This window comes from Pandoraea oxalativorans, from assembly GCF_000972785.3.
GTDB classification, from domain to species: Bacteria; Pseudomonadota; Gammaproteobacteria; order Burkholderiales; family Burkholderiaceae; genus Pandoraea; species Pandoraea oxalativorans.
In genome coordinates this window covers 3,740,970-3,767,131 of the sequence record NZ_CP011253.3, presented here as the reverse complement: position 1 = coordinate 3,767,131, position 26,162 = coordinate 3,740,970, and the positions used below count along the sequence as shown (strand labels likewise).

General features: G+C 62.3%; 24 protein-coding genes, 1 tRNA gene and 1 pseudogene. 12 read left to right on the top strand and 14 right to left on the bottom strand.

Going from position 1 to position 26,162, the window contains the following annotated elements; translation table 11 throughout:
* Positions 1-54: 54 nt before the first annotated feature.
* From pstB to phoR, 4 genes are all read left to right on the top strand, one after another.
* Positions 55-837, top strand: a complete 783-nt coding sequence (gene pstB, locus MB84_RS16610) for a phosphate ABC transporter ATP-binding protein PstB (protein WP_039397158.1) — start codon at positions 55-57, stop codon at positions 835-837.
* Between the two features lie 21 nt (positions 838-858).
* Positions 859-1,566: a phosphate signaling complex protein PhoU gene (gene phoU / locus MB84_RS16605; RefSeq protein WP_039397160.1), complete on the top strand. Its 708-nt coding sequence runs from the start codon at positions 859-861 to the stop codon at positions 1,564-1,566.
* Between the two features lie 63 nt (positions 1,567-1,629).
* A complete protein-coding gene (gene phoB, locus MB84_RS16600) occupies positions 1,630-2,331 on the top strand; it encodes a phosphate regulon transcriptional regulator PhoB (protein WP_010805263.1) in 702 nt (233 codons plus the stop codon).
* A 98-nt stretch (positions 2,332-2,429) separates the two neighbouring features.
* Positions 2,430-3,770: a phosphate regulon sensor histidine kinase PhoR gene (phoR, locus tag MB84_RS16595; protein WP_046292560.1), complete on the top strand. Its 1,341-nt coding sequence runs from the start codon at positions 2,430-2,432 to the stop codon at positions 3,768-3,770.
* A gap of 75 nt (positions 3,771-3,845) precedes the next feature.
* Here phoR and ppk1 read toward each other — a convergent pair.
* Positions 3,846-5,958, bottom strand: a pseudogene (ppk1, locus tag MB84_RS16590) (polyphosphate kinase 1).
* Between the two features lie 152 nt (positions 5,959-6,110).
* Here ppk1 and ppx point away from each other — a divergent pair.
* The gene (ppx, locus tag MB84_RS16585; RefSeq protein WP_046292559.1) at positions 6,111-7,646 is read left to right on the top strand and encodes an exopolyphosphatase; all 1,536 of its coding nucleotides are present in this window, start codon (positions 6,111-6,113) and stop codon (positions 7,644-7,646) included.
* A 129-nt stretch (positions 7,647-7,775) separates the two neighbouring features.
* Here ppx and MB84_RS16580 read toward each other — a convergent pair whose 3' ends face one another.
* Positions 7,776-8,603, bottom strand: a complete 828-nt coding sequence (locus tag MB84_RS16580) for a GNAT family N-acetyltransferase (protein ID WP_046292558.1) — start codon at positions 8,601-8,603, stop codon at positions 7,776-7,778.
* A gap of 217 nt (positions 8,604-8,820) precedes the next feature.
* Positions 8,821-9,297, bottom strand: coding sequence for a SixA phosphatase family protein (locus MB84_RS16575; RefSeq protein WP_046293903.1), 477 nt, complete (start codon positions 9,295-9,297; stop codon positions 8,821-8,823).
* A gap of 189 nt (positions 9,298-9,486) precedes the next feature.
* Here MB84_RS16575 and MB84_RS16570 point away from each other — a divergent pair.
* A tRNA-Pro gene (locus MB84_RS16570) sits at positions 9,487-9,563 on the top strand.
* 162 nt (positions 9,564-9,725) lie between these two features.
* Entirely contained in the window at positions 9,726-9,983 is a 258-nt protein-coding gene (locus MB84_RS16565) for an addiction module antitoxin (protein ID WP_046292557.1), read from the top strand.
* 130 nt (positions 9,984-10,113) lie between these two features.
* Here the strand turns inward: MB84_RS16565 and MB84_RS16560 are convergent, their stop codons facing one another.
* The 6 genes from MB84_RS16560 to MB84_RS16535 all read right to left on the bottom strand — a co-directional run bounded on the left by MB84_RS16560 (position 10,114) and on the right by MB84_RS16535 (position 14,840).
* Entirely contained in the window at positions 10,114-10,689 is a 576-nt protein-coding gene (locus MB84_RS16560; RefSeq protein WP_157122765.1) for a hypothetical protein, read from the bottom strand.
* 66 nt (positions 10,690-10,755) lie between these two features.
* Positions 10,756-11,328: a hypothetical protein gene (locus MB84_RS16555; protein WP_046292555.1), complete on the bottom strand. Its 573-nt coding sequence runs from the start codon at positions 11,326-11,328 to the stop codon at positions 10,756-10,758.
* A 90-nt stretch (positions 11,329-11,418) separates the two neighbouring features.
* Positions 11,419-12,150, bottom strand: coding sequence for an ABC transporter permease (locus tag MB84_RS16550; protein WP_046292554.1), 732 nt, complete (start codon positions 12,148-12,150; stop codon positions 11,419-11,421).
* A 20-nt stretch (positions 12,151-12,170) separates the two neighbouring features.
* On the bottom strand, positions 12,171-12,935 hold the full coding sequence (locus MB84_RS16545) for an ABC transporter permease (RefSeq protein WP_046293902.1): 765 nt from the start codon (positions 12,933-12,935) through the stop codon (positions 12,171-12,173).
* A 22-nt stretch (positions 12,936-12,957) separates the two neighbouring features.
* Positions 12,958-13,836 (bottom strand): ABC transporter ATP-binding protein, encoded by an 879-nt coding sequence (locus tag MB84_RS16540; RefSeq protein ID WP_046292553.1) that lies wholly within the window; start codon positions 13,834-13,836, stop codon positions 12,958-12,960.
* Positions 13,833-14,840 carry an ABC transporter substrate-binding protein gene (locus tag MB84_RS16535; protein ID WP_245725392.1) on the bottom strand — a complete coding sequence of 336 codons (1,008 nt, stop codon included), beginning with the start codon at positions 14,838-14,840 and terminating at the stop codon, positions 13,833-13,835. The genes MB84_RS16540 and MB84_RS16535 overlap by 4 nt, the downstream gene beginning before the upstream one ends.
* A 436-nt stretch (positions 14,841-15,276) precedes the next feature.
* Between MB84_RS16535 and MB84_RS16530 the strand changes: the two genes are divergently transcribed.
* Positions 15,277-15,732, top strand: a complete 456-nt coding sequence (locus tag MB84_RS16530) for a MarR family winged helix-turn-helix transcriptional regulator (protein WP_046293900.1) — start codon at positions 15,277-15,279, stop codon at positions 15,730-15,732.
* 77 nt (positions 15,733-15,809) lie between these two features.
* Here MB84_RS16530 and MB84_RS16525 read toward each other — a convergent pair whose 3' ends face one another.
* From MB84_RS16525 to MB84_RS16505, 5 genes are all read right to left on the bottom strand, one after another.
* Positions 15,810-18,098: a xanthine dehydrogenase family protein molybdopterin-binding subunit gene (locus MB84_RS16525; protein WP_046292552.1), complete on the bottom strand. Its 2,289-nt coding sequence runs from the start codon at positions 18,096-18,098 to the stop codon at positions 15,810-15,812.
* A 172-nt stretch (positions 18,099-18,270) separates the two neighbouring features.
* Positions 18,271-18,933 (bottom strand): isochorismatase family protein, encoded by a 663-nt coding sequence (locus MB84_RS16520; protein ID WP_046292551.1) that lies wholly within the window; start codon positions 18,931-18,933, stop codon positions 18,271-18,273.
* 95 nt (positions 18,934-19,028) lie between these two features.
* Complete coding sequence (locus MB84_RS16515) at positions 19,029-20,063, bottom strand: 2,5-dihydroxypyridine 5,6-dioxygenase NicX family protein (protein WP_046292550.1); 1,035 nt, start codon at positions 20,061-20,063, stop codon at positions 19,029-19,031.
* Positions 20,064-20,105: 42 nt separating this feature from the next.
* A complete protein-coding gene (locus MB84_RS16510; RefSeq protein WP_046292549.1) occupies positions 20,106-20,948 on the bottom strand; it encodes an alpha/beta fold hydrolase in 843 nt (280 codons plus the stop codon).
* A gap of 39 nt (positions 20,949-20,987) precedes the next feature.
* Entirely contained in the window at positions 20,988-21,740 is a 753-nt protein-coding gene (locus tag MB84_RS16505; protein WP_046292548.1) for a maleate cis-trans isomerase family protein, read from the bottom strand.
* 326 nt (positions 21,741-22,066) lie between these two features.
* Between MB84_RS16505 and MB84_RS31605 the strand changes: the two genes are divergently transcribed.
* The 4 genes from MB84_RS31605 (at position 22,067) to MB84_RS16485 (ending at position 25,856) form a co-directional block, all read left to right on the top strand.
* Positions 22,067-22,432, top strand: a complete 366-nt coding sequence (locus MB84_RS31605) for an FAD-dependent monooxygenase (protein WP_342672600.1) — start codon at positions 22,067-22,069, stop codon at positions 22,430-22,432.
* Positions 22,433-23,157: 725 nt separating this feature from the next.
* Positions 23,158-23,751 carry a substrate binding domain-containing protein gene (locus MB84_RS16495; protein WP_245725391.1) on the top strand — a complete coding sequence of 198 codons (594 nt, stop codon included), beginning with the start codon at positions 23,158-23,160 and terminating at the stop codon, positions 23,749-23,751.
* Between the two features lie 276 nt (positions 23,752-24,027).
* On the top strand, positions 24,028-25,125 hold the full coding sequence (locus MB84_RS16490; RefSeq protein ID WP_245725390.1) for a mechanosensitive ion channel family protein: 1,098 nt from the start codon (positions 24,028-24,030) through the stop codon (positions 25,123-25,125).
* A 65-nt stretch (positions 25,126-25,190) separates the two neighbouring features.
* The gene (locus MB84_RS16485) at positions 25,191-25,856 is read left to right on the top strand and encodes a hypothetical protein (protein WP_157122763.1); all 666 of its coding nucleotides are present in this window, start codon (positions 25,191-25,193) and stop codon (positions 25,854-25,856) included.
* The last annotated feature ends 306 nt before the right edge of the window (positions 25,857-26,162 follow it).

Sequence of the window (26,162 nt, the reverse complement as noted above, 5' to 3'; positions counted from 1 at the left end):
CACCACGCGACCATAACGCGACGACCAACGCATACCTGACGGTTGAGACAGACCATGACGAACCCGACCCAAGAAATCAAGCTGCCCTCGAAGATCGAAGTCAAGAACCTGAACTTCTTCTACGACAAGTACCACGCGCTCAAGAACATCAACCTGCGCATTCCCGACCGTAAGGTGACGGCCTTCATCGGCCCGTCGGGTTGTGGCAAGTCGACGCTGCTGCGCACGTTCAACAAGATGTACGCCCTGTACCCGGAGCAACGCGCCGAGGGCGAGATCAACATGGACGGCGAGAACCTGCTGACCGCCAAGCAAGACATCGCGCTGCTGCGCGCCAAGGTTGGCATGGTGTTTCAGAAGCCGACCCCGTTCCCGATGTCGATCTACGACAACATCGCGTTCGGTGTGCGTCTGTTCGAAAAGCTCTCGCGCTCGGAAATGGACGATCGCGTGGAGTGGGCGCTGACGAAGGCCGCACTGTGGAGCGAAGTGAAAGACAAGCTGCAGCAGTCGGGCTATGGCCTGTCGGGCGGTCAGCAACAGCGTCTGTGTATCGCACGCGGTATCGCGATCCGTCCGGAAGTGCTGCTGCTCGACGAACCGTGCTCGGCACTCGACCCGATTTCCACGGGCCGCATCGAAGAACTGATCGCCGAACTCAAGGACGATTACACCGTCGTGATCGTGACCCACAACATGCAGCAGGCCGCACGTTGCTCGGACTTCACGGCGTATATGTACCTGGGTGAGCTGATCGAATTCGGCGAGACCGAGAAGATCTTCATCAAGCCGGACCGTAAAGAGACCGAAGACTACATCACCGGCCGTTTCGGTTGATGCCACGAGGAAACCCGCGACATGAACGATAAACACCTTTCCAGCCAGTTCGATACCGACCTGAATCAGGTTTGCTCGCGCGTCCTCGAAATGGGCGGGCTGGTCGAATCCCAGATCGTCACGGCGATGCAGGGCCTGAACACGTTCGACCGCACGCTGGTCGACGAAGTGATCTCGAACGAGCATCGTCTGAACACTCTGGAAGTCGAGATCGACGAAGAGTGCAGCAAGATCATCGCCCGTCGTCAGCCGACTGCGCGCGACCTGCGTCTGCTGCTGTCGATTTCTAAGACGATCACCAACCTCGAGCGCGCAGGCGACGAGGCCGAGAAGATCGCCAAGCGCACCCGTCATCTGCTGGAAGACGGCGCGGCGCAAAGCGTGAATTTCGCCGAAATCAAGCTCTCGGGCGAGATGGCCGCGCAACTGCTTCGACGCACGCTCGACGCGTTTGCCCGTCTGGACATCGTGGCGGCCGCCGAGATTGTGCGCGACGACAAGGCCATCGACAATGAATTCCGTGGCTTCGTGCGAAAATTGGTGACGTACATGATGGAAGATCCGCGGACCATCTCCGCCGGTCTGGACTTCCTGTTCATTGCCAAGGCCATCGAGCGCATCGGCGATCACGCCAAGAACATCGCCGAATTCATCATTTACATTGTCAAGGGCACCGACGTCCGCCACATTTCGCGCGAAGACTTGCAGCGCAAAGTGCAAGGCGAATAAGTCGAACAGGGCAAATAAGGCGACTAGAAGCGCCCGACATTACTGAAGGTTTGAGAGGAACCGATGCCTAGCAGCATTCTGATCGTGGAAGACGAGCCGGCAATTTCCGAGCTGATCTCCGTTAACTTGCAACACGCGGGTCACTATCCGATTCGGGCGTACAACGCGGAGCAGGCGCTCACGTTGATCAGCGACGTCCTGCCGGATCTCGTTCTGCTCGACTGGATGCTGCCCGGCAAGTCGGGCGTGACGTTCGCGCGCGAGCTGCGTGCGAACGAGCGCACCAAGCACGTGCCGATCATCATGCTCACCGCGCGCAGCGAAGAGCAGGACAAGGTGATGGGGCTTGAGATCGGTGCGGACGACTACGTTACCAAGCCGTTCTCGCCGAAGGAACTGATGGCACGTATCAAGGCCGTGCTGCGCCGTCGTGCGCCGCAGTTGACCGAAGACGTGGTGAGCGTCAACGGTCTGAAGCTGGACCCCGCCACGCACCGCGTGACGAGCCACCAGTCGAGCGGCGACATCAAGCTCGACCTCGGCCCGACGGAATTCCGTCTGCTGCACTTCTTCATGACGCATCCGGAGCGCGTGCACAGCCGCTCGCAGCTGCTCGACCAGGTGTGGGGCGATCACGTGTTCGTGGAAGAACGTACGGTGGACGTGCATATCAAGCGCCTTCGTGCCGCGCTCAAGCCGGCCGGCCACGATGCTATGATCGAGACCGTACGTGGCAGCGGCTACCGACTGACGAAGTCGGTCTGACGCGATGGGTGGACCGGGTCTCCCGGTCCACCCCGTCGAAAGCTACCGTGCCCATGCCACTCCTCACGGGAGGGCGGCAAAATTCCTGTGCATCGTCTATGAATATCATCTGGGCCCGTGCGCTGGCGTTCCTGATCCTGCAAGCGGCCATTTCGGTGGCCGTCGGCTGGCTTTTCGGCGCAAGCGCGGGTTACGTCACCGCAGTCGCCCTGCTGGTGATTCAGCTTTTCTTCAACGTCTATCACGCCCAGCGCCTCTGGCGTCTGCTCGATGCCCCGGTCTACGGGGAAGTGCCGAGCGCTCTCGGGTTGTGGGGCGAAATCTACTACCGGCTGCACAAGCTGGCCAAGCGCTGGCATAACCAGGTCAAGCAGGTGGAACAACAGCACGCACGCTTCATTCAGGCGATCCAGGCATCGCCCAACGGCGTGATCATGCTCGACGAGCAGAATCAGATCGAGTGGTGCAATGCGATTGCCGAGATGCATTTCGGCATCGACGCCAGGCGCGATCTGCGTCAACAGATCACCCATCTCCTGCGCACCCCGGCTTTTGTGCATTACCTGTCGTCCGAACGCTACGACGAGGCGCTGCTTATGCATCACATGGGTGAGAAGCGCAACAACGTGCTGTCGATGCAGGTGTTTCCGTACGGCGACAACCGCAAGCTCATCATCTCGCTCGATGTGACAGACCTTGAGCGTACCGACGCGATGCGCCGCGACTTCGTGGCCAATGTCTCGCACGAACTCAAGACGCCGCTCACGGTGCTCTCCGGCTTTCTCGAGACGGTGGGCGAACTGCCGCTGTCCCCGGACGAGGTCCAGCGCTACGTGGAAATCATGCGTCAGCAGGCGGGTCGCATGCAGAACATCGTGAACGATCTGCTCACGCTGGCGAAGCTCGAGGGCAGCGGCAAGCCGCCGTCGGACGACCGCATCGACATGGGCATGCAGATGCGTTCCCTGCGCGGCGACGCCGAAGGCCTGTCGCAAGGTCGGCACGTGATCGAAGTGACGGGAGGCGAGGGGCTCGATCTGCGCGGTGCGGAAGGCGAGTTGCACAGCGCGTTCAGTAACCTCGTGAGCAATGCTGTGCGATACACGCCGCAGGGCGGCAAGATCCGCATCGAATGGGGCGCGACGGATGACGGCGGCGCTCGCTTTGCGGTCATCGACTCCGGGCTGGGCATTCCGGCCGAGCACATTCCGCGTCTGACCGAGCGTTTCTACCGTATCGACCGCAGCCGTTCGCGCGACACCGGCGGCACTGGCCTGGGGCTTGCCATCGTCAAGCACGTGCTTACACGCCATCAGGCCGACCTGCGCGTGACGAGCGAGGAAGGGCACGGCAGCACGTTCGCCATCCATTTCCCGCCGACGCGTGTGGTGCACCGCGCACCGGTCGATACGCCGTCGGATGTGTCGGTGAACGGCTGACCCGTGATCTGTCGCTGAAATGAAGAAGGGGCTTTGTCAGCCCCTTTTTCAATGGCGAGCGCAAAGCTCGTCGGCTTAGTTACCCGTTTGCACGTGCTGTGCGATTTCCTGCATGAGCACCATCTGACTGTTGTACGGCGTCTTGCCCGCACGGCGGCGCACATAGCTGCCGTCCGGACGCATCAGCCACGACAGCACGTTATCGCGCAGATGCACCATCAACCCCTCGCGAATCACGCGGGCTTTCAGGCGCTTGTCGCGCACCGGGAACGCCACTTCCACGCGACGGAAGAAGTTGCGCTCCATCCAGTCGGCGCTGGACAGCATGACGTGCTCGTCGCCGTTTGCATAGAAGTAATAGATGCGATGGTGTTCGAGGAAGCGTCCGACAATCGAGCGTACGGTGATATTTTCGGACAACCCCTTCACACCGGCGCGCAGCGAACACACGCCACGCACGATAAGGTCGATCTTCACGCCTGCACGAGACGCCTTGTACAACTCGGCGATGATCGTCGGCTCCAGCAGCGCGTTCATCTTCGCGATGATGCGTGCCTTCTTGCCTGCAGCGGCTGCTTCCGTCTCGCGACGGATCGCTTCGAGCAGATGCATGTGCATGGTGAATGGCGACTGCCAGAGGCCGTTCAGATGCGTCTGACGGCCGATGCCGGTCAGTTGCTGGAAAACGACGTGCACGTCGGCGCATAGCGCTTCGTCGGCCGTCATCAGGCCGAAGTCTGTGTACAGACGCGCGGTACGTGGGTGATAGTTGCCGGTGCCGAGGTGGACGTAGCGCTTGAGGAACGTCTTCTTGCCCTGGCGCGTGCGGCGCACCACGAGCAGCATCTTCGCGTGGCATTTGTGGCCGACCACGCCGTAGACGACGTGCGCGCCCACCGCTTCGAGCCGTGCGGCCCAGTTGATGTTCGTCTCTTCGTCGAAGCGCGCCAGCAGTTCCACGACGACCGTCACTTCCTTGCCGTTGCGGGCCGCTTCCATGAGGGCGTCCATCAGCGAGGACTCGTTGCCGGTGCGATAGATGGTCTGCTTGATGGCCACCACGTCGGGGTCGCGTGCGGCTTGCAGCAGCAGTTCGAGCACGGGCTGGAAACTGTCGTACGGGTGGTGCAGTAGCAGATCGCCCTGATCGATGAGATCGAACATGGCGGGCGACGTGCCCATGCTTGGGCAGTGCAGGCACGAACGGCACGAACTTCAGGTCCGGGCGATCGACCATCTCGGGCAGCGGCATTAGCCGCACGAGATTGACGGGGCCCTTCACGCGGTAGCAGTCCGAATCGGCCAGCCCGCATTCCGTCTGGAGACGGCGCACGAGGCGTGCAGGGGCACCGGCGTCGACTTCGAGGCGCACGGCGTCGCCGAGGTGGCGGGCGGGAAGTTCGCCCTGAAGCGCAGTGCGAAGGTTGGTAATTTCGTCTTCGTCGACGAACAGGTCGCTGTTACGTGTGACCCGGAACTGGTGGCAGCCCTTGGCCGTGAGGCCCGGGAACAGTTCGCTGGCGAAGCGCAGCATGAGCGAGCTGAGCAGCACGAAGCTGTTGGGCAGCGGCGCGAGCGCGGGCGGCATCGGCACGAGACGCGGCAAGGCGCGCGGGGCCTGGACGATGGCGAGTTCGGCGTCGCGGCCGAAGGCGTCCTTGCCCTCGAGTTCGACGGCGAAGTTCAGGCTCTTATTAAGGACGCGCGGGAACGGGTGGGCCGGGTCCAGTCCGATGGGGGTAAGCACCGGCACGAGTTCGCGCATGAAGTAGTCGCGGGCCCATTCGACCTGCGCGTCGTTCCATTGGCCGGACGGGTGGAACGCGATGCCTTCGGCTTCGAGCAGCGGCAGGACGGCGTCGAACATGGCGTACTGCTTTTCGACGAGCGCCTGTGCCCGGGCGCAGACTTGCGTGTAAACTTGCTGAAAAGTCATGCCGTCCGGCGTGAGCATGCCCGGGTTCTCGCGCATCTGCTCCTTCAGTCCGGCGACGCGGATTTCGAAGAATTCATCCAGATTGCTACTCACGATACAGACAAAGCGCAGGCGCTCGAGCAGTGGCGTGGCCGGATCGGCCGCCTGGGCAAGCACGCGTTCGTTGAACGCGAGAATGCCCAGCTCTCGGTTGAGCAGCGGGTAGTTCATATTGAACGTGCGAAAGACATGGGATTGGCGTGAATTCTTCATCCGTATTGTTACAGTTATATGACATTCACATTTGTCAACGACGTGTCATATTCGATTTGTAACTTATTCGTCATTTATTTGTCGAGTGGCCGTCATGCTTTTAAAGTTAAGCATCGGACATTACGGCACTCTTCGCTCAGGCGCACCTCCACATGAGTACCCCATCGCCCTTGTTAGCGGCCGTCGATCTCGGCTCGAACAGTTTTCGCCTGATCATCGGCCGCGTGGAGGAGACTTCCGCCGGCACCCAGATCTATCAGGTCGATGCGCTGCGCGAGCCGGTGCGACTCGCCGCTGGCCTGAACGCTGAGAAGTATCTCGATCATCCGTCGCAGCAACGCGGCTGGGACGTGCTCAAGCGCTTCGGCGAGCGGCTGCGGGGTTTTCATCCCGATCAGGTGCGTGCGGTCGCGACGAACACGTTGCGCGTAGCCAAGAACGCACAGGACTTTCTGGGCGAAGCGCAGCGCGCGCTCGGGTTTCCCATCGAAGTGATTGCCGGACGTGAAGAAGCGCGTCTGATCTACGCGGGCGCGGCGCACTCGGTGCCGACGTGTCCGGGGAATCGTCTCGTCGTGGATATTGGCGGCGGCTCGACCGAATTCATCATCGGCCAGGATTACGAGCCGCTGATCATGGAGAGTCTCTATATTGGTTGCGTGAGCCACAGCCGCCAGTTCTTCCCCAGCGGCAACGTCGACGAGTATGCGATGAAGCAGGCCGAGCTGGCCGCGCGCCGGGAAATCCAGATCATTTCGGCGACTTACCGGGAAGCCGGTTGGTCGCAGGCCATCGGCTCGTCGGGCACGGCGCGGGCGCTGGCCGAGTTGCTCGAAGCCAATGGCTTCAACGACGGCGGTGTACACGGCCTCACGCGCGGCGGTCTCGAACGGCTCAAACGCGCGCTGATCAAGGCCGAGAACGCCAACCGTCTCAAGCTGGCGGGCCTCAAGCAGGATCGTATTCCGGTGCTGCCGGGCGGTCTGTCCATCATGCTGTCCGTCTTCAACGAACTCGAAGTCGATCATATGGAGACGACGGACGCCGCGCTGCGTCTGGGCGTGATGTACGACTTGCTGGGTCGTACGCAGCATCAGGACATGCGCGCCGTGACCGTCGAGCAGTTCGTGCGCCGCTACGGCGTGGACCGTGCGCAGGCGGAACGGGTGGGGCGTCTGGCCGTGTCGCTGTACCGTCAGTTGCCGGTCGATCTCGTTGATGACGACGCGTCCGATGACGCGCAGGACGAGGGCCGCGAGGAAGGCGAAGCGCTCCTCAACTGGGCGTCGTCGCTGCACGAGATGGGGCTGTCGATCTCGCACAGCGCCTATCACAAGCATTCGGCCTACATCGGCAGCAACGCGGACATGCCGGGCTTCTCGCGCCCGGATCAGGCGCGCCTGGCCGAGCTGCTGCTCGGGCACGTCGGCAAGCTGGGCAAGCTGGCGTCGCAGGCGCAGCAGGTCGACTGGCAGTTGCTGTTCTGTCTGCGTCTCGCGGTGCTGTTCTGTCGCCGCCGTACCGATGCGCTGCCGGAGAGTATCGACGTCGAACGTCTCGACGACGGTTTTCAGGTCGCTGTGCCGCGCGCATGGATCGAGGCCAATCCGCTCACTGATTACAGCCTGCAACGCGAAGCGCAGGAGTGGGAGAAGATCGGGATGCGCTATAAGGTGGTCTACGCCTGACGCCTGCGGCGCGCCCAGTCGAGGGCGCGTTGGACAGCCAACAAAAAGCCCGGTTTTTTGCCGGGCTTTTTGTTGTCCCTCAGGGCATAGCGCGGGGACGGAATACTTGGGGGGGGAGATCGGTGCCGGTCAGGCTTGTTGGAGCTTGCTGACGAGTTCCGGGCCGAGGAAGTGGCGCGCGTAGCGCGGGTTCATGTCGGACAGCCGGAACAGCGTGAGAAAGTCTGCGGTGTTGAAGTCAGGATCCCAGGCCGGTGCACCGCAGATGCGGGCGCCGAGGCGCAGGTAGCCTTTGACGAGGGCGGGCGGCTCGACGTCGAGGGTCGATTGCAGCTCGTCCACCGGCAGGGCGATACGGGGTACGGCGTGGTACTCGGCCGGGGCCATCGACGTGTCTTGCAGCTTGCGATAGAGGCTGGCGGCATAGTGACCGCCGTCGGCCATCGGCACGCTGGCACAGCCGAGCATCGTCTCGAGGCCGTGACGCAGCATGTACTCGGCCAGACCGCTCCACAGCGCCATGATGACGGCTCCGTTGCGGTAATCCGTGTGCACGCACGAGCGACCGGTTTCGAGCATCTTCGGGCGCAGGTGATCCAGACGCGAGAGATCGAACTCTCCTTCGGAGTACAGACGGCCGAGGCGTTTGGCTTGCGAGGGGGGCAATACGCGATAGGTGCCGACGACTTCGAGCGAATCCTGATCGCGCACGATCAGGTGGTCGCAATATTGGTCGTATTCGTCGACGTCGAGGCCTGCGGGACCCTTGACCGACGCGCCCATTTCTTCGGCGAAGACCTGGTATCTCAGGTGCTGCGCTTCACGAAGCTCGCTTTCGTCGCGTGCCCACGCCACAGCCAGATTCGGTTTGACAGGCGTTTCAGGGCGAGGAAGACGCCTCCGCGACGTAGGGGTCAGCGAAGAGAGCGGCATAGTGGGGTTCGGCAGGTCGCGCATAAAGGCCCTTTTTGTGACGGTCGCGTTGCGACGTACTTTAAAAAGCATCAATGTCGATTCCGTGAACGGTAGACGACAATTCTATGACAAAACGTCCGTTGTCATGAGTCAGATCCCCTATCCGACGCCTTACATCGTCCGATTCACGGGCATTTCCGGGCATTGGGGCACAAGCGAGGGCGATTTCGTCGCCCGTCGATAAGTGTCAAATCAAGTGTCAGATGAGATCGGGATTGACCACAGCGCGCACGACAACCTGGCTCTCGTCTTCACGGCGACGGGAGGCGAGCCACCAGATGCCGCCTTTCTTGACTGTCCAGTAGGCTTCCTGGCCGCTTAGCAGGAGTGCTGCGAGCTGGCCGAGGGCGGGTTGATGGCCGACGACCACGACGGTTTGTGCCGTGCCGGGCCAGTCGATGGCGCCGAGCAGCGTAACGGCGTTTGCGCCGGGCGCGAGGTCGCGCACGATGCGCGGGGTGGGCGAGAGTGCCTGAGCGGTCTGGACGGCGCGTACGGCCGGGCTTGTGAGGATGAGGGCGTCGTCGGGCAGGCGAGGGCGGAGCCACTGTGCCGCCTTCTCGGCCTGTTTGCGGCCCCGGTCGGTGAGTTCGCGGGCGAGATCGGCTTGTGCGCTGAGCGCGAGGGAGGCGGGCAGGTTTTCGGCGTCGGCGTGGCGCCAGAGAATCAGGTTCATCGACACGGGTTCTGACATGGTGAGCCTCCCACTATGGCGGGTTTTCGTGGCGGCCGCGTGACTGTCATCGGCGCGATGATTACGTAATGATTGTGCCGCTGATATCGGGAAAATGCTCAGAAGACGCCGGAAGCTTGCACGACGATTTGACGCGGCGCAAGAAAGCCTCTAGAATTCGTCCTCTTTCGTCGGAGCGTAGCGCAGCCTGGTAGCGCATCTGATTTGGGATCAGAGGGTCGTAGGTTCGAATCCTATCGCTCCGACCAGCAGGACAGAAGGAAAAAAGGGGTTAGCTTCGGCTAGCCCCTTTTCTTTTTGGCGCGGCGCAATCCCGTCAACCCTATGGCTTGGCTTGGCTTGTTTTGATAACTATTGACGGACAAGCTAGAGTGCCCAATTTCCTAGTCAAGTCTACCCGCAGGAGCATCATGATCAGCGCAGAACTCGGGCGTCCGCTTGAGGACTACATCGCCGAACTGCTGAAGCGAGGCGGTTGCGGCTCTAAGAGTGGGGTGTCGCGTGGGGGCGGCTGTCTGATTCAGGATCGCGAGTCGCAGCTTGCTGCGCTCGATGCGATGGTCGAGAAGGGCATGGCAGACGTCGCTGCGGGTGAAGGCCAGTTGGCTGCCGACGTGTTCGACCGCCTGGAGAGGAGGTATCGGGCGAAGGTGAACGACGAGGGATAATCGTTCACATATCACCGGAAGCATCGTAGACCTCGAGACCGTTGGTGACCACATCGCTAGTCCGGTTTTTTTCGCAAGAATCAGGCAGAGAGTCGGAGCCTGGCTAAATCGCCTGAATGTCCGGAAGGCCTTACTCGGCCGTGCGCAAGGCGTTGGTGGTATCGGCCGAGTTTTCGGGCCTGCGTCGCACCGCGTAGCGGCTTTGGGTGTCCGGGCCCCAATTGAGTCCAATTTTCCACCCGGATTCCGAAACCACCGTTTTCGCAAACAGCGCTGAGATCATGCCGCCGCTATATCCGTTGAACTTGAGCGGACGGCCGTCGACGGCCCTGGCCACGAATAGCACCGGCCCACGCGGCACCGATTGCTGACAACGAATGACCTCGCTGTCGCCCGGCTTCTCGCTGATGCTGAAGCTGTTGGCAATGCGGTCGCCGGGATATCCGCAGTTCAAATAAACGTAATCGACCGAAGTCTCACCGTTCGTCAGGCGCACGTTTGCCGATGCGATCCCGTTGCTATCGCGATTGAATCGCAAGTCGATCTGCGTGAACTCGAATGCCTTCGGCCCCGCCTGCGCCACCACTTCGTAAGACCCCGAAAATCGGGCCAGCGTCTCCGGCGACGATGGCACATTGGCACAACCCGTCACCGCGAGCGCCAGTGCGCAAATAGCAGCGCGTCCAGAATATCTGTTTGTTTTCATTGGGTAACAAACGCGACACCGACCCATCCTGCGAGCAATGATGCAGGGCCGGGGCGGCACCGTTCCTTATTTTCGGGTATTGATATAAATCGGCGAGTAGGTCGAGTAATAGAGCGCGTTGGAGAAAATGACGCCGCGAATCGACTTCCCTTCCGGCACGCCCGAATCCTTAATGGACTCGAATGCCTGCTTCGTCTCTTTCTCCGGGTTGGCTGTCGCTTCGTCGTTGAAGACCGCCAGACCAAGCAGACGCTTCTTCTCCGTCAACTGCACCTGACGCATTCCGCCGAACGCCGTATAGGCCACCTGATCGACTCCCTTGAGCGGGATCGTCATGAGGTTTTCGTACTTCGTGCCAAAGGCGTTCCACGATGCGACGTAGACTGTCTCGCGGGTCAACGCGAAAACGCAGGGCTTCTGCGATCCGACATTGTTTTCGGGGGTCGTGACGAACACCTCGCAACGCCCGTGCTGGACGACATCGCCCGTGACGGCAGGCATATCGTGTTTCAGCGTCTCTACAAACGCGGCACGGTCGTAATAGACCATGGCTCTGGCGACCGGCACGGGACTCGGTCCCGTGCAGGCGCTCAGCGTCGCGATGGTGACCCCGCCAACAATCGTTCTGATCAAAAACATGGCTCGATTTTCCGTGGGAATTGAGTGCTGTCTCACGTTAACGGCCGAATTTTTGAAAAGTGTAGGAGTTCGACGAGATATTATGGCACCTCACCGATGCGTCAGCCGTTTGTCCGCCGCCATCAGAAGACCGTTGCAAGTCAGTGCGAAGAGGGTGAGGAACAGCGCCACGGACATGATCGTGCCGATGTCTCCGAGGTTCATCGCATTGGTCAGCAGGTAGCCGAGCCCCTTCTGCGAGGCGAACATTTCGCCGATGAGCACGCCCAGCAGCGTGAGCGAAAAGCCCAGTCGCATGCCCGCCACGATCTCGGGAAAGATGGCCGGCAGCACCACCCGCCATAGGGTCTGCCGGAACGGCAGCCGCATGGTGTGCGCCGCGCGCAGGTACACGGGCTTCATCTGACGGATGGCGTTCATCGTGAACACCAGAATCGGAATGAGACCGTGCATCACGCCGAATGCCACCTTGGCCGACAATCCAAGACCGAAAACCAGCAGCACCAGCGGATATAGCGTGACCTTCGGCAACGAGTACAGGTTGACCAGCAGCGGCTCGGCCACCGTACCCGCCATGCGGTTGATGCCGAGCAGCACGCCCAGGGCGATTCCGCCCGCTATGGCGATCACCAGCGCGTATACGAGCGCCCGGCCGGTCTCGGCCACGTTATCCCAGAACGACGCCGTGCCGAGCATCTGCCACAATGCCGCCCCTGTCTGCACCGGAGAGCTAAGCGATGCCCCGCCCACTGCCAGATGCAGGCCCTCCCAGAGCAAGAGCACGACCAGCGCGACGCAGGTGGGTCCGATCAGATTTTTCATGCGAATTCTCCGTTGCCCGCTCAGCGCTGACGCCGCGCCTGGAAGCGCGCATCGAGCCGGTTGAGCACCACGTTGATCAGCGTGACGGTGACCAGCACCATCAGCATCAGCGCGTACATGTCGTCGTTCTGGAAGTTGTTGTAGGCGTAGCCGATGGCGTATCCGACGCCCGATCCCGACAGAATGAACTCCGACGCGATCACCCCGATGAACGCATACGCCACCGATAACTTCACGCCGCTGAACAGATAGGGCAATGCCGCAGGCAGCTTCACCCGCAACGCCGATTGCCAGGGCGAGAGACGCATCACTTTCGCCGTCTTCGACAGCGAGCGCGGAATGCGGTCTAGGCCGGTGAGCGTCGCCGTAATCATGGTCACCACCGCCAGCATCACGGCGATGGCGATGATTGGCAGCGACCCGACACCGAACAGCACGATGAACACCGGATAGAAGATGAACGTCGGCACGGCGTAGTAGCTCACGATCATCGGCTCCAGTGCGCGCCGCACGCCAGGCATCGCATGAATCGCGAGTCCCAGCGCGAAGCCAAGCAACACCGCCGCCACCGACGCCGCCACGATATTGACGAGGCTCGTCACGATATCGTGTGCAAAACGACCGTCACGCAGCACTTCGATGGCATGGCTGGCCATGGCGCTTGGCGCGATCATCACTTCCACCGGGATTACGCCAACGCGGCAGAGGAACTCGATGAGCAGCACAAAGCCGATCACCACGCCGCTACGCCACACGGTTTCCCGCTTGATCAGGGATTGCGTCATCACGACTCCTTTGGCCATGACGTCAGTGTGCAGCGCCATCGGCGCCCATGACCTTGAGCGATTCGATGCGCAGCTTCTCCCACAGACGCGACGTGATCTCGCCGAAACGCGGCGTCGACACGACCTGACTGTCGCGCTCACGCGACCAGCCCGTCTCGACGATGTCGATGAACAATCCTGGGCGCGACGACATTACGCCGACACGATCGGACAGCATGGCCGCCTCGTCGAGTGCGTGTGTGATCAGCAGCACGGTGGCCGACGTTTCGCGCCAGAGCCGCAGCAGTTCGTCGCCCATGAGCAGGCGGGTCTGCTGATCGAGCGCGCCGAACGGCTCGTCGAGCAGAATGAGCCTCGGCTGGATCACCAGCGTGCGCGCAATACACACCCGCTGGCGCATGCCGCCCGAGAGCTGCGCCGGGTAGGCCTTGGCGAAATCGCGCAGCCCCATGAATCCCATGGCGTACTCCACGCGACGGTTGATCTCCGCGCCGTCGACCCCTGCGGTGCGCAGGCCGAACGAGATGTTGTCGCGCACGTTGAGCCAGGGGAACGACGCGTCTTCCTGGAACACCACGCCCACGCCGTCCGGCACGCCCCTGACCGGCTTGCCCTCGAACATCACCGTGCCGCTGCTGGGTTTGGCGAGTCCGGCAAGTGCGTCGAGCAGTGTCGACTTGCCGCAACCCGATGGCCCGACGACCGAGAAGAACTCGCCCTTGAGTAGCGTCAGATCGATGGGGCCGAGCGCATGAAACAGCTCACGCTCGCCGGGCTTGTTGAAGTAACGCATCACACCCGTCAGCACTGCATGGGCTTCGGGCTGCGTCACCGGGGTGGGCGCGCGTGCGGCCACGGCCTCGACGATATGGAGCTTGGCATTCGCTTGCATGAGGTTCATAGCTTCCCCTTGGCTTTCAGATCGGCCGGCAGGAAGCTCGTGTCGACGAGTTTCGACCAGTCCACGTTGTCTTTGATTTCTCCGACCAGCTTGAGCCCGTCGACCATGCGATCCAGTTCTTCGCGATCGAACTCGCCCGTACTCCACATGTGCGAGCGCACCATGTTGTCGACGGCTTCCTTGGCGACTGCCGGTGTGAGCTTGAAGCTGGTTTCGATGATCTTCGCCGCGCCGGCCGGATCGGCATAGGTCGCCTCGACACCGGCCCGACGCCCGGCGATGATGGCGCGCAACGCGTCGGGATGCGCCTTGGCGAACTCGCGTGTGGTAATGCCCACCGACGTCGTCATCGGTCGCAGCACGTCACCGGCACGATAGACCGCACGGTACTTGTCCTTGCGCACGATCGACAGTGGTTCGATCGCGACAGCCCCGGCCACAGCGCCCTGCTCGAGCATCGTCATCCCGTTGACGTAGCCGCCCGAGGCCACGCGCGTCACCTTGGCAGGGTCAATACCCTTGTCGCGCAATACCATCATGAACAACATTTCCGATACGCTTTTCGGCGAGGTGATGGCCACCTTCTTGCCGACCAGATCCTCCACCGACTTCACGTTGCCGTTGGGCATGGTCACCATCGACGCTTCTGCCACGCTGCGTGTACCTGTATTGACGATGACGATGTCCATGCCCTGACGTGCTGCCGCGAGTGCCGCCGACACTGCGACCTCGCCGTATGGCGTTTTGCTCGCGAGGATGTTGCGCACGGTGGTTCCGCCGCCGCCCGAACTGAGAATGCCCGTGATGTCGATGCCGGCTTTCTTGAACAAGCCCTTGTCTATCGCCACGGCATAGGGCAGTCCGTACAGGCTGTTGCCCCACTGTGTCACCGAGATTTCCTCGGCGTGAACTGCGCGTACCGTGGGCACCAGCATGGCCGCGGCGCCCAACGTCAGGCAAGCGCGCTTGAACAGATTCGTCATCATCAGCTCCGGGTCCAACATGCAAAAGGTTCGTCGGATTCTGCGCGTTCGCTGCTTGCGCAAAATACATTGTAGACACTCAAATAATCATTGCAACGCAATGTTCATGCCACGCCCTAGGGGTTTGCACTCAGATGCACTGAAGCATGCGAAATTCCGCGAAAATAAAGCGTTTTGTAGATTCGCTTGCCGCACTTTCACGCACTCTTTGGCACATCATGATCGTGCAATTTTCAACTAAAAAATTAATGTGTACGTTATAAATTTCGATGCACGACGCATGCTGGTGCAGTCGCTCCCGGCTTTGGTGCTGCATCGCCTCGAATGCACTCGCCTGATGCCTTCGATTTACAGTGACATCACGCGTTTGATTTGCCGCAAACTACTGGATGTCGGGACTTTGGTCGTCGCGGTTTCAGGGTGTACACTTCATCACTTTTCATTCGGGCATCGCTTCATGACGTCGCGCAAAGACTCTTACGATTTCCACGATCAGGTCGGCCATCTGCTGCGCCGCGCTTACCAGCGACATGTCGCGATCTTCCAGGACGCCATTCCCGATTCGGACCTGACCGCCGCGCAATTCGTGGCGCTGTGCACCGTCAAGGAAAAGCAGTCGTGCTCGCTCAACGACATCGTCAAGACCACCGCCATCGATCAGGCGACCATTCGCGGCGTGGTCGAGCGGCTCAAGGCGCGACATTTGATCGAAGTCACGACCGATCCCAGCGATGGCCGCAAGCTCCTCGTTCGCGCCACGCCCGAAGGGCTCGCGCTCATCGATCACACCGTTCCGTTCGCAAAAGAGGTGACCGAGCGCACTTACGGCGCACTCAATCCGGCCGAGCGCGTTGCGTTGGTTTTCCTGTTGCGCAAGATGATGGATAGCGAGACGGTGGAGAAAGACGAGTAAGACCAGCACGCCCCTTGCCGTGCCCTGCGGCGTTCGCTATCGGTCGGGTCTGCCTGGCCATCATCGCGTCGGCATCCTTACGTCAACGTTGCCGGACTCGACTGCGCCGATATGAGTCGGCCCGCGCTCGCCAACGCGGCGCGCACGGTTTCCGGCGTGAATGGCGGCGCGACGATGCGTACACCTGTTGCATCGTAAATCGCATTGGCCAACGCTGCAGGCCCGGGTACCGAAGCGGACTCTCCCGCCCCCATCGGCGGCTCGCCCTGACGCGGCATGAGCACGACGTCCAGCACGGGCAATTCGGCGAATGTCAAAATCGGGTAGCTGCCCCACTCGCGGCTGGACACCTTGCCGTCGACGAAGCGCACGCGCTCCTTGAGCGAACGGCTCAGGATCTGCACGACGTTGCCGTGCAACTGATGACGCACCCCGTCGGGGTTCACCATCGTGCCCGTATCCTGACCGACCGTTACACGCTCCACCGCCACCTCACCGGTCACGCGATCGACGACGACGTCGACGATCCACGCCGACCACGCGGCCCCGAAGCCAGGAAAGCGGCTGTGCACATAACGGGCATAGGACACGCCGCGCCCGCGCGCACGTCGCGGTGCGGCGTCCCAGCGAGCGGTGTCGTGCGACCTCGGCGCCCAGCCCGCGCGCGTGGCAACCGCTTCGAGCAGCTCGATCGCACGTGCATCCTTGAGGTGATGCAGCTTGAATTGCAGCGGATCGACGCCGGTGGCTGCCGCCATCTCGTCGGCAAAGGCGTCATGGGCAAAGGAATTGGGCAGCGCCGACACGCCCCGCAACCATGAGGCACGTACCAGCGGCGCCATATCGTCACAAACGAAGCGGCGATTGGGGCTCTCGTAAGGCGAAACCGCTGTGCGGTCGCCCATTTCGAAGACGCCGCCGGTCGGGGGCGTGACCCCGGTCAGCAGCGAAGCGAGCAGCGGCGCATCGTTGGACGGGTAACGCGAAGCGAAGTCGTAGGCCAGTAACTCGCCGTCGCGCGTTGCCGCACCCCTGACCGTCACGACCTGCGCCGTGCCTTTCGGCTCCCAGAGATGTTCGTCGGCGCGCGACAATTGCACGCGCACCGGCGCCCCCACCGCGCGTGAGAGCAGTAACGCGTCGCCGCACACGTCATCGGCACAATTGCGCCCGTAACACCCGGAGGCTTCCATGCGCACGATATCGATCTCCGATTCGTCGCGCGAGATCAACTGCGACAGGTCGTAGCGCAGCGACACGGGATTTTGCGTGCCGGACCAGATAGTGATCCGCCCGTCGCCCTCGGCACGATAATCGGCAACGGCGCACGACGGGCCGATGGAGCCGTGCATCTGATAGGGCCAGACGTAGGTGCGCTCGAGCGTGACGACGTCATCACGCGCGAATACCGACGCCACGTCGCCTTCCTCGAGCAGTGCGCGGCGCGTGGCCGGTGCAGCGGCGATCGCCGTTGCCGGGTCGTCCATGGTGGGCAGTGCAGGCAGCGGCTTCCACGTCACCCGAAGTTCGCGCGCCGCCCGAATGGCCTGCTCTTCGCGCTGGGCGACAACGCCGATGAAATCGCCGATCACGACGACCGCCTTTACGCCTGGCAAATGGGCGACGGACGACTCGTCGACCGACAGCAGCGACGTTCCGACGAACGGCCCCGAATCGATGCCGCTATAGGGCGGACGCACGACCCGACCGTGCAGCATGCCCGGCACGCGCACGTCGTGCACGAACGTCAGTTCCCCGCTCGCCTTGGCCGGAAGATCGACGCGGCGCGAAGAGGTGCCCACCACGCGATAGGTCGCGGGGTCCTTAACCGGGGTTTCGAGATTCAGGGCGAGTGCGATGCGCTCCCCACGGACCAGCTCGGCGAAGGTGGCGCGGCATGTCGTGCCGTCAACGGTCTCACCGAAGACGCATCCGCCGTCGCACGTCAGTCGCTCGGTCGGAATGTCGAATCGACGGCTCGCCAGTTCGATCAGCGCGTGGCGTGCCTGCGCCGCCGCGCATCGCAGCGGGATAGCGGAAATCTGGAGCGTGGCGCTCGCGATGGTCGGCCCCTGATTGGGCGTGGCGTCGGTGTGACCGAGCTGCATGGCGACTTGCGCAGCTTCGACATCGAGCTCTTCGGCCACGATCTGCGCGAGCGATGTGCGGATGCCGGTGCCCAGATCGACATGGCCGTTAAACCCGAGAATCCGGCCGTCGTCGAGCACGGCGACGAACACCTCGGCGACTGCGGGTACGAAGCTCGAATGGCTGCCCGGCTGGCCTGGCGCGGGCTTGATGGGTTTGACGGGCTGGCGGATGACTGTCAGGCAGCCGTCGCGCGCCAGTAATTCGGTGCGATTCACAAGCAGATTCCTGAGGTTCGGCAAGTGCTGTCGCACCACGCCATTCGTCACGGTAGGGGGCCAATATTGCCCCGTCAATGACCCTGCAGCGGCCGGGGCGCCCGTCGATTTCCGGTCGTCTTCGTCGTGCGCCCGCGCTGACAAGGGGAGGCGCACGGCGGGGCTCTGCGGGTCAGCGAGTGCGCTTTTCGTCGGCTTTTGCGGCTTCGATGGCTTCGATGGCCTGCGCCAGCGGCATGACCGCTGCATACTTTTGCTGCATATCGAACAGATTGGCCTCGTGCGGTGCGATGGCGCGATCGCCTACGCAGTCCGACAGCACGAGCGGACGGAAGCCGTGCGACATGGCGTCGACCACGCTCGCGCGCACGCAGCCACTCGTCACCGCGCCGGCGACGAGCAATGTCTGCACGGCGCGCTGCGACAGCCAGGGGGCGAGTTGGGTGCCGAAAAATGCCGATGGCACGACCTTGCGCACCACCAGTTCACCGGGTGCCGGGGTGAGTTCGGGCACGATGGCGCTGTTCGGATGATCTTCGGTGAGTGTGGCCATGCCGGGCACCTTGAGCGAAAACACGTTGTCGTCGCTGCCGTCGTCGGCATACACGATGCGGCTGTGGGCCACCGGCCATCCGTTGCGCCGCGCGAGCGCCAGTGCATCGACCGTGCGGGCGATGGCCTGCGCAATATTGCCGCCGCCGAAGGTCTTCGGGTCGGCAAACCCGACCACCAGATCGATGATCAGCAAACCGATGTTGCCGTGTACCGGCAGCGGCGTGCCGAAGCCCTGGCGCTGGTAAACATGGGCTTCGGCGTGTTGCGAGGTATCGCTCATGACATTTGTCTCTTGGCTGGGAGGAGGGCCGCATCGGCCGCCGACGGTCGGCGGCGGCGCGGCGAAGCGGCGAAGTTGGGGATATGCCGCGCGGATCATTCGTTCACGACGCGGCCATCCTTCACGACCACGGTGTCGTCGAGCGATACCGTGCAGTTGCGCAGGGGGATATCGATGTGGCACGTCGTGGTGCGACTGCCGCCGCCTTCATTGTTGGGGCCGAGCGAGAAAAGGAAGTTGCCTTCGAAAGCACGCGCGTCCATGCCGATCGTCGCCTCTCGGTCATACAGGCCGAGCGTGGACCAGCGCGCTCTCGGTTGCAGGCCCCAGCCAATGTGCGAGATAGCGTAGCCCTCGGGATCGCGGAACGTCTCCATGTAGTCGCGCAGCAGCGCCGCGTCCACGCCGCCCTCGATGCGCGTGGCATACCCCTTTTCGACGGTGAGCACGATCGGCTCGGCGACATAGCGCTTTTGCGGCAGCAGGATGTCGCCGCGATCGATCACGAGGGTGCCGTGCGCCGTGTGATCGTTCGGATACGAGAGCGCAAAGCCACTCGGCCAGTGGTCCCATCGCCCCGGCTCGTCCACGAAACCATACTCGGCGGTCGGACCGAATTCGCCCATGGGGCAAACGAACGAGGTGCCCGCAGGCGAGGTCACGCGCATCTCGCGCGCCGCCCGGAGTTTGTCGGCTGCGGCAAGCACCCGTGCTTTGTCCGCGAGCGTCGGCACCATGCGCGCGAGCACTTCCGGTGGCTCCACGGCCAGCAGGATTTTCGTGCCGCCCTTGAGAATGTCGTGCTGCTCCGGCGAGAACAGCAGCGTCATCAGATCGAGCACGAGGTCGCTGTGCTTGAGCGCCGCAATGGCGGCGCGGTTGCCGGTGAGCGGTGTCGTGCCGAGATAGGCCAGCGAGTCGCGGCTGAATGCCTTCTCGCCGTTGACCGGCGGCAGGTCGAGCCGGTTGACGATTGCACCCATGGACTGCGTGGCGATCAGTGCGCACGAAAGCGTCTGCGGATGGGTCGCTTGGCTCGTGAGAATCGTGACCGTCTGCCCGGGCGTCAGCTTCGAGAGCTTGAGCACTTCCTTCCAGGCTTCGATCAATTGGTAATCGCTGATGGCCATCGTTGGACTCCTCGGTGTTTCTCGGTATTCGATATCGGAACGTCAGACGGCAACCGGTCCGCCGAGCGGCGCGCCGAGGAAATCGCCGAACGCGGCGTAGAAGCCGGCCGCGTTGTCCCACGGAATCATGTGGCCCGCGTTCGGCACGCGCACGTGCCGCATGGCGGGCGTGGCGCGCTGCAATTCGGCGACGTCTTCGTCGCGCACCACGTCGCCGTTCTGCGCTGTGATCAGCAGCGACGGCACCCGCAATTGCGCGGCGTCGGCATGGAAGTCCTCGGTGTGAAAGCCCTCGTAGGACGCCAGCACGGCGCGCTCGTCGCAGGTGTGCAGCCATTCGGCGCGCAGCGCGCGCTCCTCGTGCGTCCACGTCGGGCAGAAGGCGCGCATGCCTTCGGCATCCGTGCCCGCGCGGGCGAGTGCCATCGAATCCACGTACCACGGCAGCTTGCCCGGATACTCGCGGCGTCCCGGGCCGGAGACTGGCGGATCGATCAGCACGACCGACGCCAGACCGTGCGGCTCGCGCAGGGCCGCGCGCGCGGCAATACGCGCGCCCATCGAGTGTCCGACGAACGCCACGCGCGCCAGTCCGAGGGCGGCCGTCAGCGCCACCACGTCGTCTGCCTGCGCGTCGAGGCTGTAATCGAGGTCGTCCGACGCGCTCGACAGGCCGCGCCCACGCACGTCGAGCACGTAAGTGTCGAACTCACGGCCGAAGACCTCGCCCACGAAGCCCCACGTGACGGCCGGACTCGTGATGCCCGGTATGAGCACGATGGCGGGGCGCGGAGCGCGCGCACCGTGTGCGCCGCCGTAACGCAAGTAATGCTGGCGAATGCCGTTGGCGGCCACATTGGCGCCGTACTGGAATGTCGAAGGCATGAGGCTCGCTCCGGGAAAGTCGGGAAGGGGGGGGACTTGTCAGTAAGCGCCGGAGAGCAGCGCCCCGGCGCCCGGCACGATCGGTTCGAGATCAAGCTCGCGCAGCATGGCGTAGGTCGTGGCGATGGCTGCGGTGATCACGGGCTTGCCCGTCATCGCTTCGACTTTCGACACGGCGGGCAGCGACGGCATTTGCACGCACGCCGAAAGCACGATAGCGTCGGCATCCTGATAGGGCAGCGTCTTGACGATGTCCGGCAAACGGTTCGGATCATGACGGCCGACGTCGAGGTTGTCGGGAATTTCGAGCGCGCGATACGCGATCACTTCGAAGCCTTCGTTGCGGATGTAATCGACCACCAACTCGGTGAGCGGCACCATATACGGCGCCACCACCACGATGCGCCTGGCGTGGATGACGCGCAGCGCATCGACCAGCGCGCCGGCGCTGGTAAGTACGGGCGCGGCCGCACCGTTCTCGACGGTCTTCTGCGTCAAACGCTTTTGCGACACGCGGTGATAGCCATGGCCCATTGCCATGATCGCCACGAGACAGGCGTACCCGAGTACGTCCACACGCGCATCGCTCAGCTCCAGCGCGCAGCGATCCGACTCGGCATCCATCGCAGCCAGTTCTTCCTTGACGACCTTTTTCATCCGCATGCGGCTCGAATGGAACGTGAAGCGCTCGGGGCGGATCGTCTCGCGCAGCCGCAGCATCGCGGGAATCTCGGTTTCCATGGTGGTGTTGGAACTCGGCACGATCTGGCCGATGCGGAAATGCTTGGTCATGGCGACATGCTCCCGAAGGGGTGGGCGACCCGGCTTATGCGCGGCGGCAATGCCATGCACACACCATAAATGGTCGAAGTGCGACAAACTCTAGCGCACACATTATATTTCCGCAACACGGAACAAAATCTAAGGGAATGCCCGGCAAGCCCCGTATTACAAGGATTATTGGTTGATTTATCGATCCTCATCCGGATAAACCCTAGCGAGAGATTTTTCTTGTTGCGATCAAAATTTATGGTGTGTACGCTATTAATCATTGAATTCAACCAGCCCGGATGTTTCTTCGATTCACGGTGAAACCGGGCGCACGATCAGGAGCTTTCATGAGCAAACCACGCATCGCCGTCATTGGCGCAGGCCTGGGCGGCACGGCTGCCGCCGGTCTGCTGGAGCGCAGCGGCTACGACGTTGCGCTGTATGAGCAGGCGCCGGGCTTCTCGCGTCTTGGCGCCGGTATTCACCTGGGGCCGAATGTGATGAAGATCATGCGTCGCCTGGGCATCGAAGATGCGCTCAACGTCATGGGCTCGCACGCCATCAACGGAACGAAGCATAGCGCCACCAGCCCAACGGCCGCCATGAAGACGAAGGCATCGGAAAACGCGAGCGTTCTCGCCTGTCGTACCGCCGTTTCCGCCAGGAGCGCTTGCGCCATGCTGCGCGCTTGCGTGTGCGACGCCCCGTGTTGAATCAGCGCAGCGGTTGCGGATGTCATCCATTCGTTGACTTGCACGGACGCCGAGTAAAGGAAGTCGAACAACCTGCTTGAATGCAATTGCTCGCGCCAGGCCAATACGGCGGTCACGAGGGTCACGCCCAGTGACATACCAAATTGTCTGAACGTCATGTACACGGCGACCGCGTCGAGTTGTACCTCTTGCGGCAATCGGGCGACCGTTCCGCTGGCGAGCGCCGACAATACCGGCGAAAGACAGAAGGCGTAAAGCATGAGCGGTAGCGCGAAATATTCATACGGCGTGGTAGTCGTCATCAGATGTGACATCAGCGACATGGACGCCGTTAAAAGGACAAAGGCGAATGCGAGTACCTTGCGTGGCCCGAATTTGCCGACCGAGCGCGTCACCAGTGGGCGAATGGCCGCAGCCGTTAATGCATACACACACAAAATGCGTCCCGTGTGGGTCGCGTCGAGTCCGGGCGAATAAACGGTTCGCAGGAACTCCGGCAGTGCATAGGTGCTGCCGGATACGATGATGCCAGCAAGCATCCCCAGTACGACGGAGGCGGTGACGTCGCGGTGTCGAAGCAGATCGAGACGATGCAGCCGGACGATGTTGCGATGATGCAATTGCCATCCGACGAACAAGACGAATGCCGAGATCGCGGCACAGGCCAATACGCGAATTTCCGATGAGCCGAACCAGTCCTTCGCCTGGCCTCGGCTCATGACGACTTGCGTGCAAACGAGCGCTACCGCAAGGAGCAGAAGTCCGGGCGCACGCTGTTTCTGTCTGACGCAGGGGTTGAAAACATGCTCGACGGCTGTGACGTCGTGCTGCGTTTTGGCTTGCCGGGCGACGAGGGCATGGTCGCGCGCAAAGTCGCCTCGTCGGACATGCTGCTGGTGGCTTCGCCGTCTTATCTTGACCGGTACGGCAACCCGGCTACGCCGGAAGCCCTAAGTACTCACAATTGCCTGCGATTGTTCCGTCGTCATCGAGTCCAGGGGACGTGGCGGTTCATGCATGACGGGGGACTGTCGGATGTCGAGGTCACCGGCACGCTGGCCAGTGCCGATGGAGCGATGTTGCGCGAGTGGGCGCTAGCGGGCGAGGGCATCTCCTGCGAAGCGGCGTGGGACGTTGACGAGGACGTCGCGTCGGGGCGACTGGTCCGCTTGCTCCCTTCTCATCCGATGCCGCGCATCGATCTCTACGTCGTATTTGCGCCCGGCAACCCGGTGCCGCCCAGGATTCGGCTACTGGTCGATTCTCTGATCCACGAATTTGGCGATGAGCTTCAGCGACTTGAGAGCGCGGGTGGTTGAGCGTGGGTAAGCATCGGTAAGCGGGGGTAAATGTGATCTCGCGCGCGCCTCTGTCATTTCTTCCGTTGATTGAAAGATTGGGTATGCCTGTGCGACCGCGCGTTGCGAGGCGCTGCCGTCGAGCGATGCGTCCGACGCGTCGCGCGCCAATGCTAGGCCCCTGATTTCGCCGGACTTTTCCGCTTTCGGCAACCGATGAACCGGTCAACCGGACGCCTGACCGTCCGCCCGGCACGCAGCTTGCTCCTTTGTCAGTCTTTTGCCTGACGAAGGAGGATGCATTTGCCGATGACCACGCTGACATCACTGAGAGCCTTCGAAGGGGTGGCGCCTGCCGACTGGGCGTTCGCTGCGGTTGCTATGGTGCTGAGCTATGGGATTCTGACGGGCGTGCTGCGCCTCGCGCTCGGACGCTTCGGGGCGCTGTCGAGGCGTCTGCAATCGCAGGCGGCCGGGATGTTTGCCGAGGTGCTGGGCGCAACCCGGCACTTCGTGCTGCTCTTCGCCGCACTCCTCATCGGCCTGAAGATGCTGGATCTCGGTGACAAATGGGACACCGCTATCGTCCGCGGCTGGATGGTGTTGTTCTGTCTGCAACTCGCGCTCTGGGTCAATCGCGCGGTGGGCGTCTGGTCCACGCGACGCATGCAGCATCGCGCGACGGTGCCTGACAATCCCGTCATCGTCACCATGACGGCATGGACGCTGCGCGTGCTCGCGTGGGCCGTGTTGCTGCTGGCCATGCTCGCAAACTTCGGTGTGAACATCACCGCCTTCGTCGCCAGTCTCGGGATCGGCGGTGTGGCCGTTGCGCTCGCGGTGCAGAACGTGCTGAGCGATCTGTTTGCGTCGCTCGCGATCGGGCTGGATAAACCCTTCGAGGTCGGTGACTTCATTGTGTTTGGCGATGTGGCGGGGACCATCGAGCGGATCGGCCTCAAGACCACGCGCATCCGAAGCCTTAGCGGCGAGGAGATCGTTTGCGGCAACACCGAGTTGCTCAAGAACACGCTGCACAACTACAAACGCATGTCCGAGCGACGCATCGTCTTCGCGTTCAGCGTGACGTACCACACGGTGCCGGACAAGCTCGCGATGGTGCCGACAATGGTCAGGCAGGCCGTGGAAGCCTCCGGCAAGACACGCTTCGACCGCGCTCACTTCAAGCAATTCGGCGCGAGTTCGCTCGACTTCGAGGTCGTCTATTTCGTCCTCAGTCCCGACTACAACCTCTATATGGATCTGCAGCAGGACATCAATCTCGCGCTGATGCGCGCGTTCCTGAAGGAGGGCATTCGCTTCGCAATACCGGCCAGCGTCCAGTATTTCGCACAGGCACCGGAGCCGCCCGAGGTTGCGTCGACCACACACTAAAGGGCCCCGAAGCCGCATGCCTGCTGGCACGGAGATAGCGGCGTGGTAGGATCGAGCGCATCCACGTGATTCAGATCGTGGCTTCTATCCAATCCGGGCTCGCCGCGCGGCGGGAACATCAGGAGGCCAGTATGTCTGCAGAGCAGAAGACGTCGCATCGCGGGTTCACCATCATCACCGTTCTCGAACGCCTCTCGAAGGGTCGCGCGCGGCTTTCGGCGAAGGTGCTCGCCAGCGACGAAGATCATAAGCGGCGTCTTGGCGGAAAGAAGCTGTTGCAGGCCAAGCGCTGGTTCGATCACTTTGCCGACGACCTGGCCGCCCCCGTCATCGCAGGCCTCAAACACACCATCGACCTTGAGTTGGCTGCCGCGGCAAAAGCGGCACCGAAGACGGCCGCGAAGCCTGTGGGCGCTGGCGCGAACGCCGCAAAGGTTGCGAAGGTTGAGAAAGCCGCCAAGGCTCACAAGCCCGCCAAACCGACTAAGCCCGTGAAGGCCGCCAAGGCAGAAAAGGTGACAGGAAAGGGCGCACCGAAGTCGACCAAACCTGCCAAGGCAGCGAAGGCAGACACCTCGAAAGTTACCGCGTCCGCAAAATCGGCCGTCGCAGCGAAGTCGGTGAATGGTGCTGCAACGGCGAACGGTGTCGCAAAACCGGTGGCCAGTGGCGTCGCGGCAGCGGCTCGTAAGCGCGCGGCGACGGCTGCATCCAAAGCTCCGGCTCGTTAAATCAGCGCCGCGTGCGCGGCGAAAGCGATACCGAACACGGCGCATGCCTTAGGGCGATGCGCCGTTTTTCATTGCGTCGTTGAATCGTGGCTGAGCGCCGTGGGAGCTTTGAAATTGTCGCAGCGCTGCCGCGCGCGCCTCGATATTGCCGGACATGATGCGACTTATCACGGTGTCCGAAACCTTCGCGGCACACGTCGCATATGTCAGTTATTTCATGTGTTGCAATTGCACCACTTGCGTGCGAATTGTGTCGCCAGCGTGTCAGAATGCACCCGCTTGCAAACGACCCGCGGTGCTTTTCCT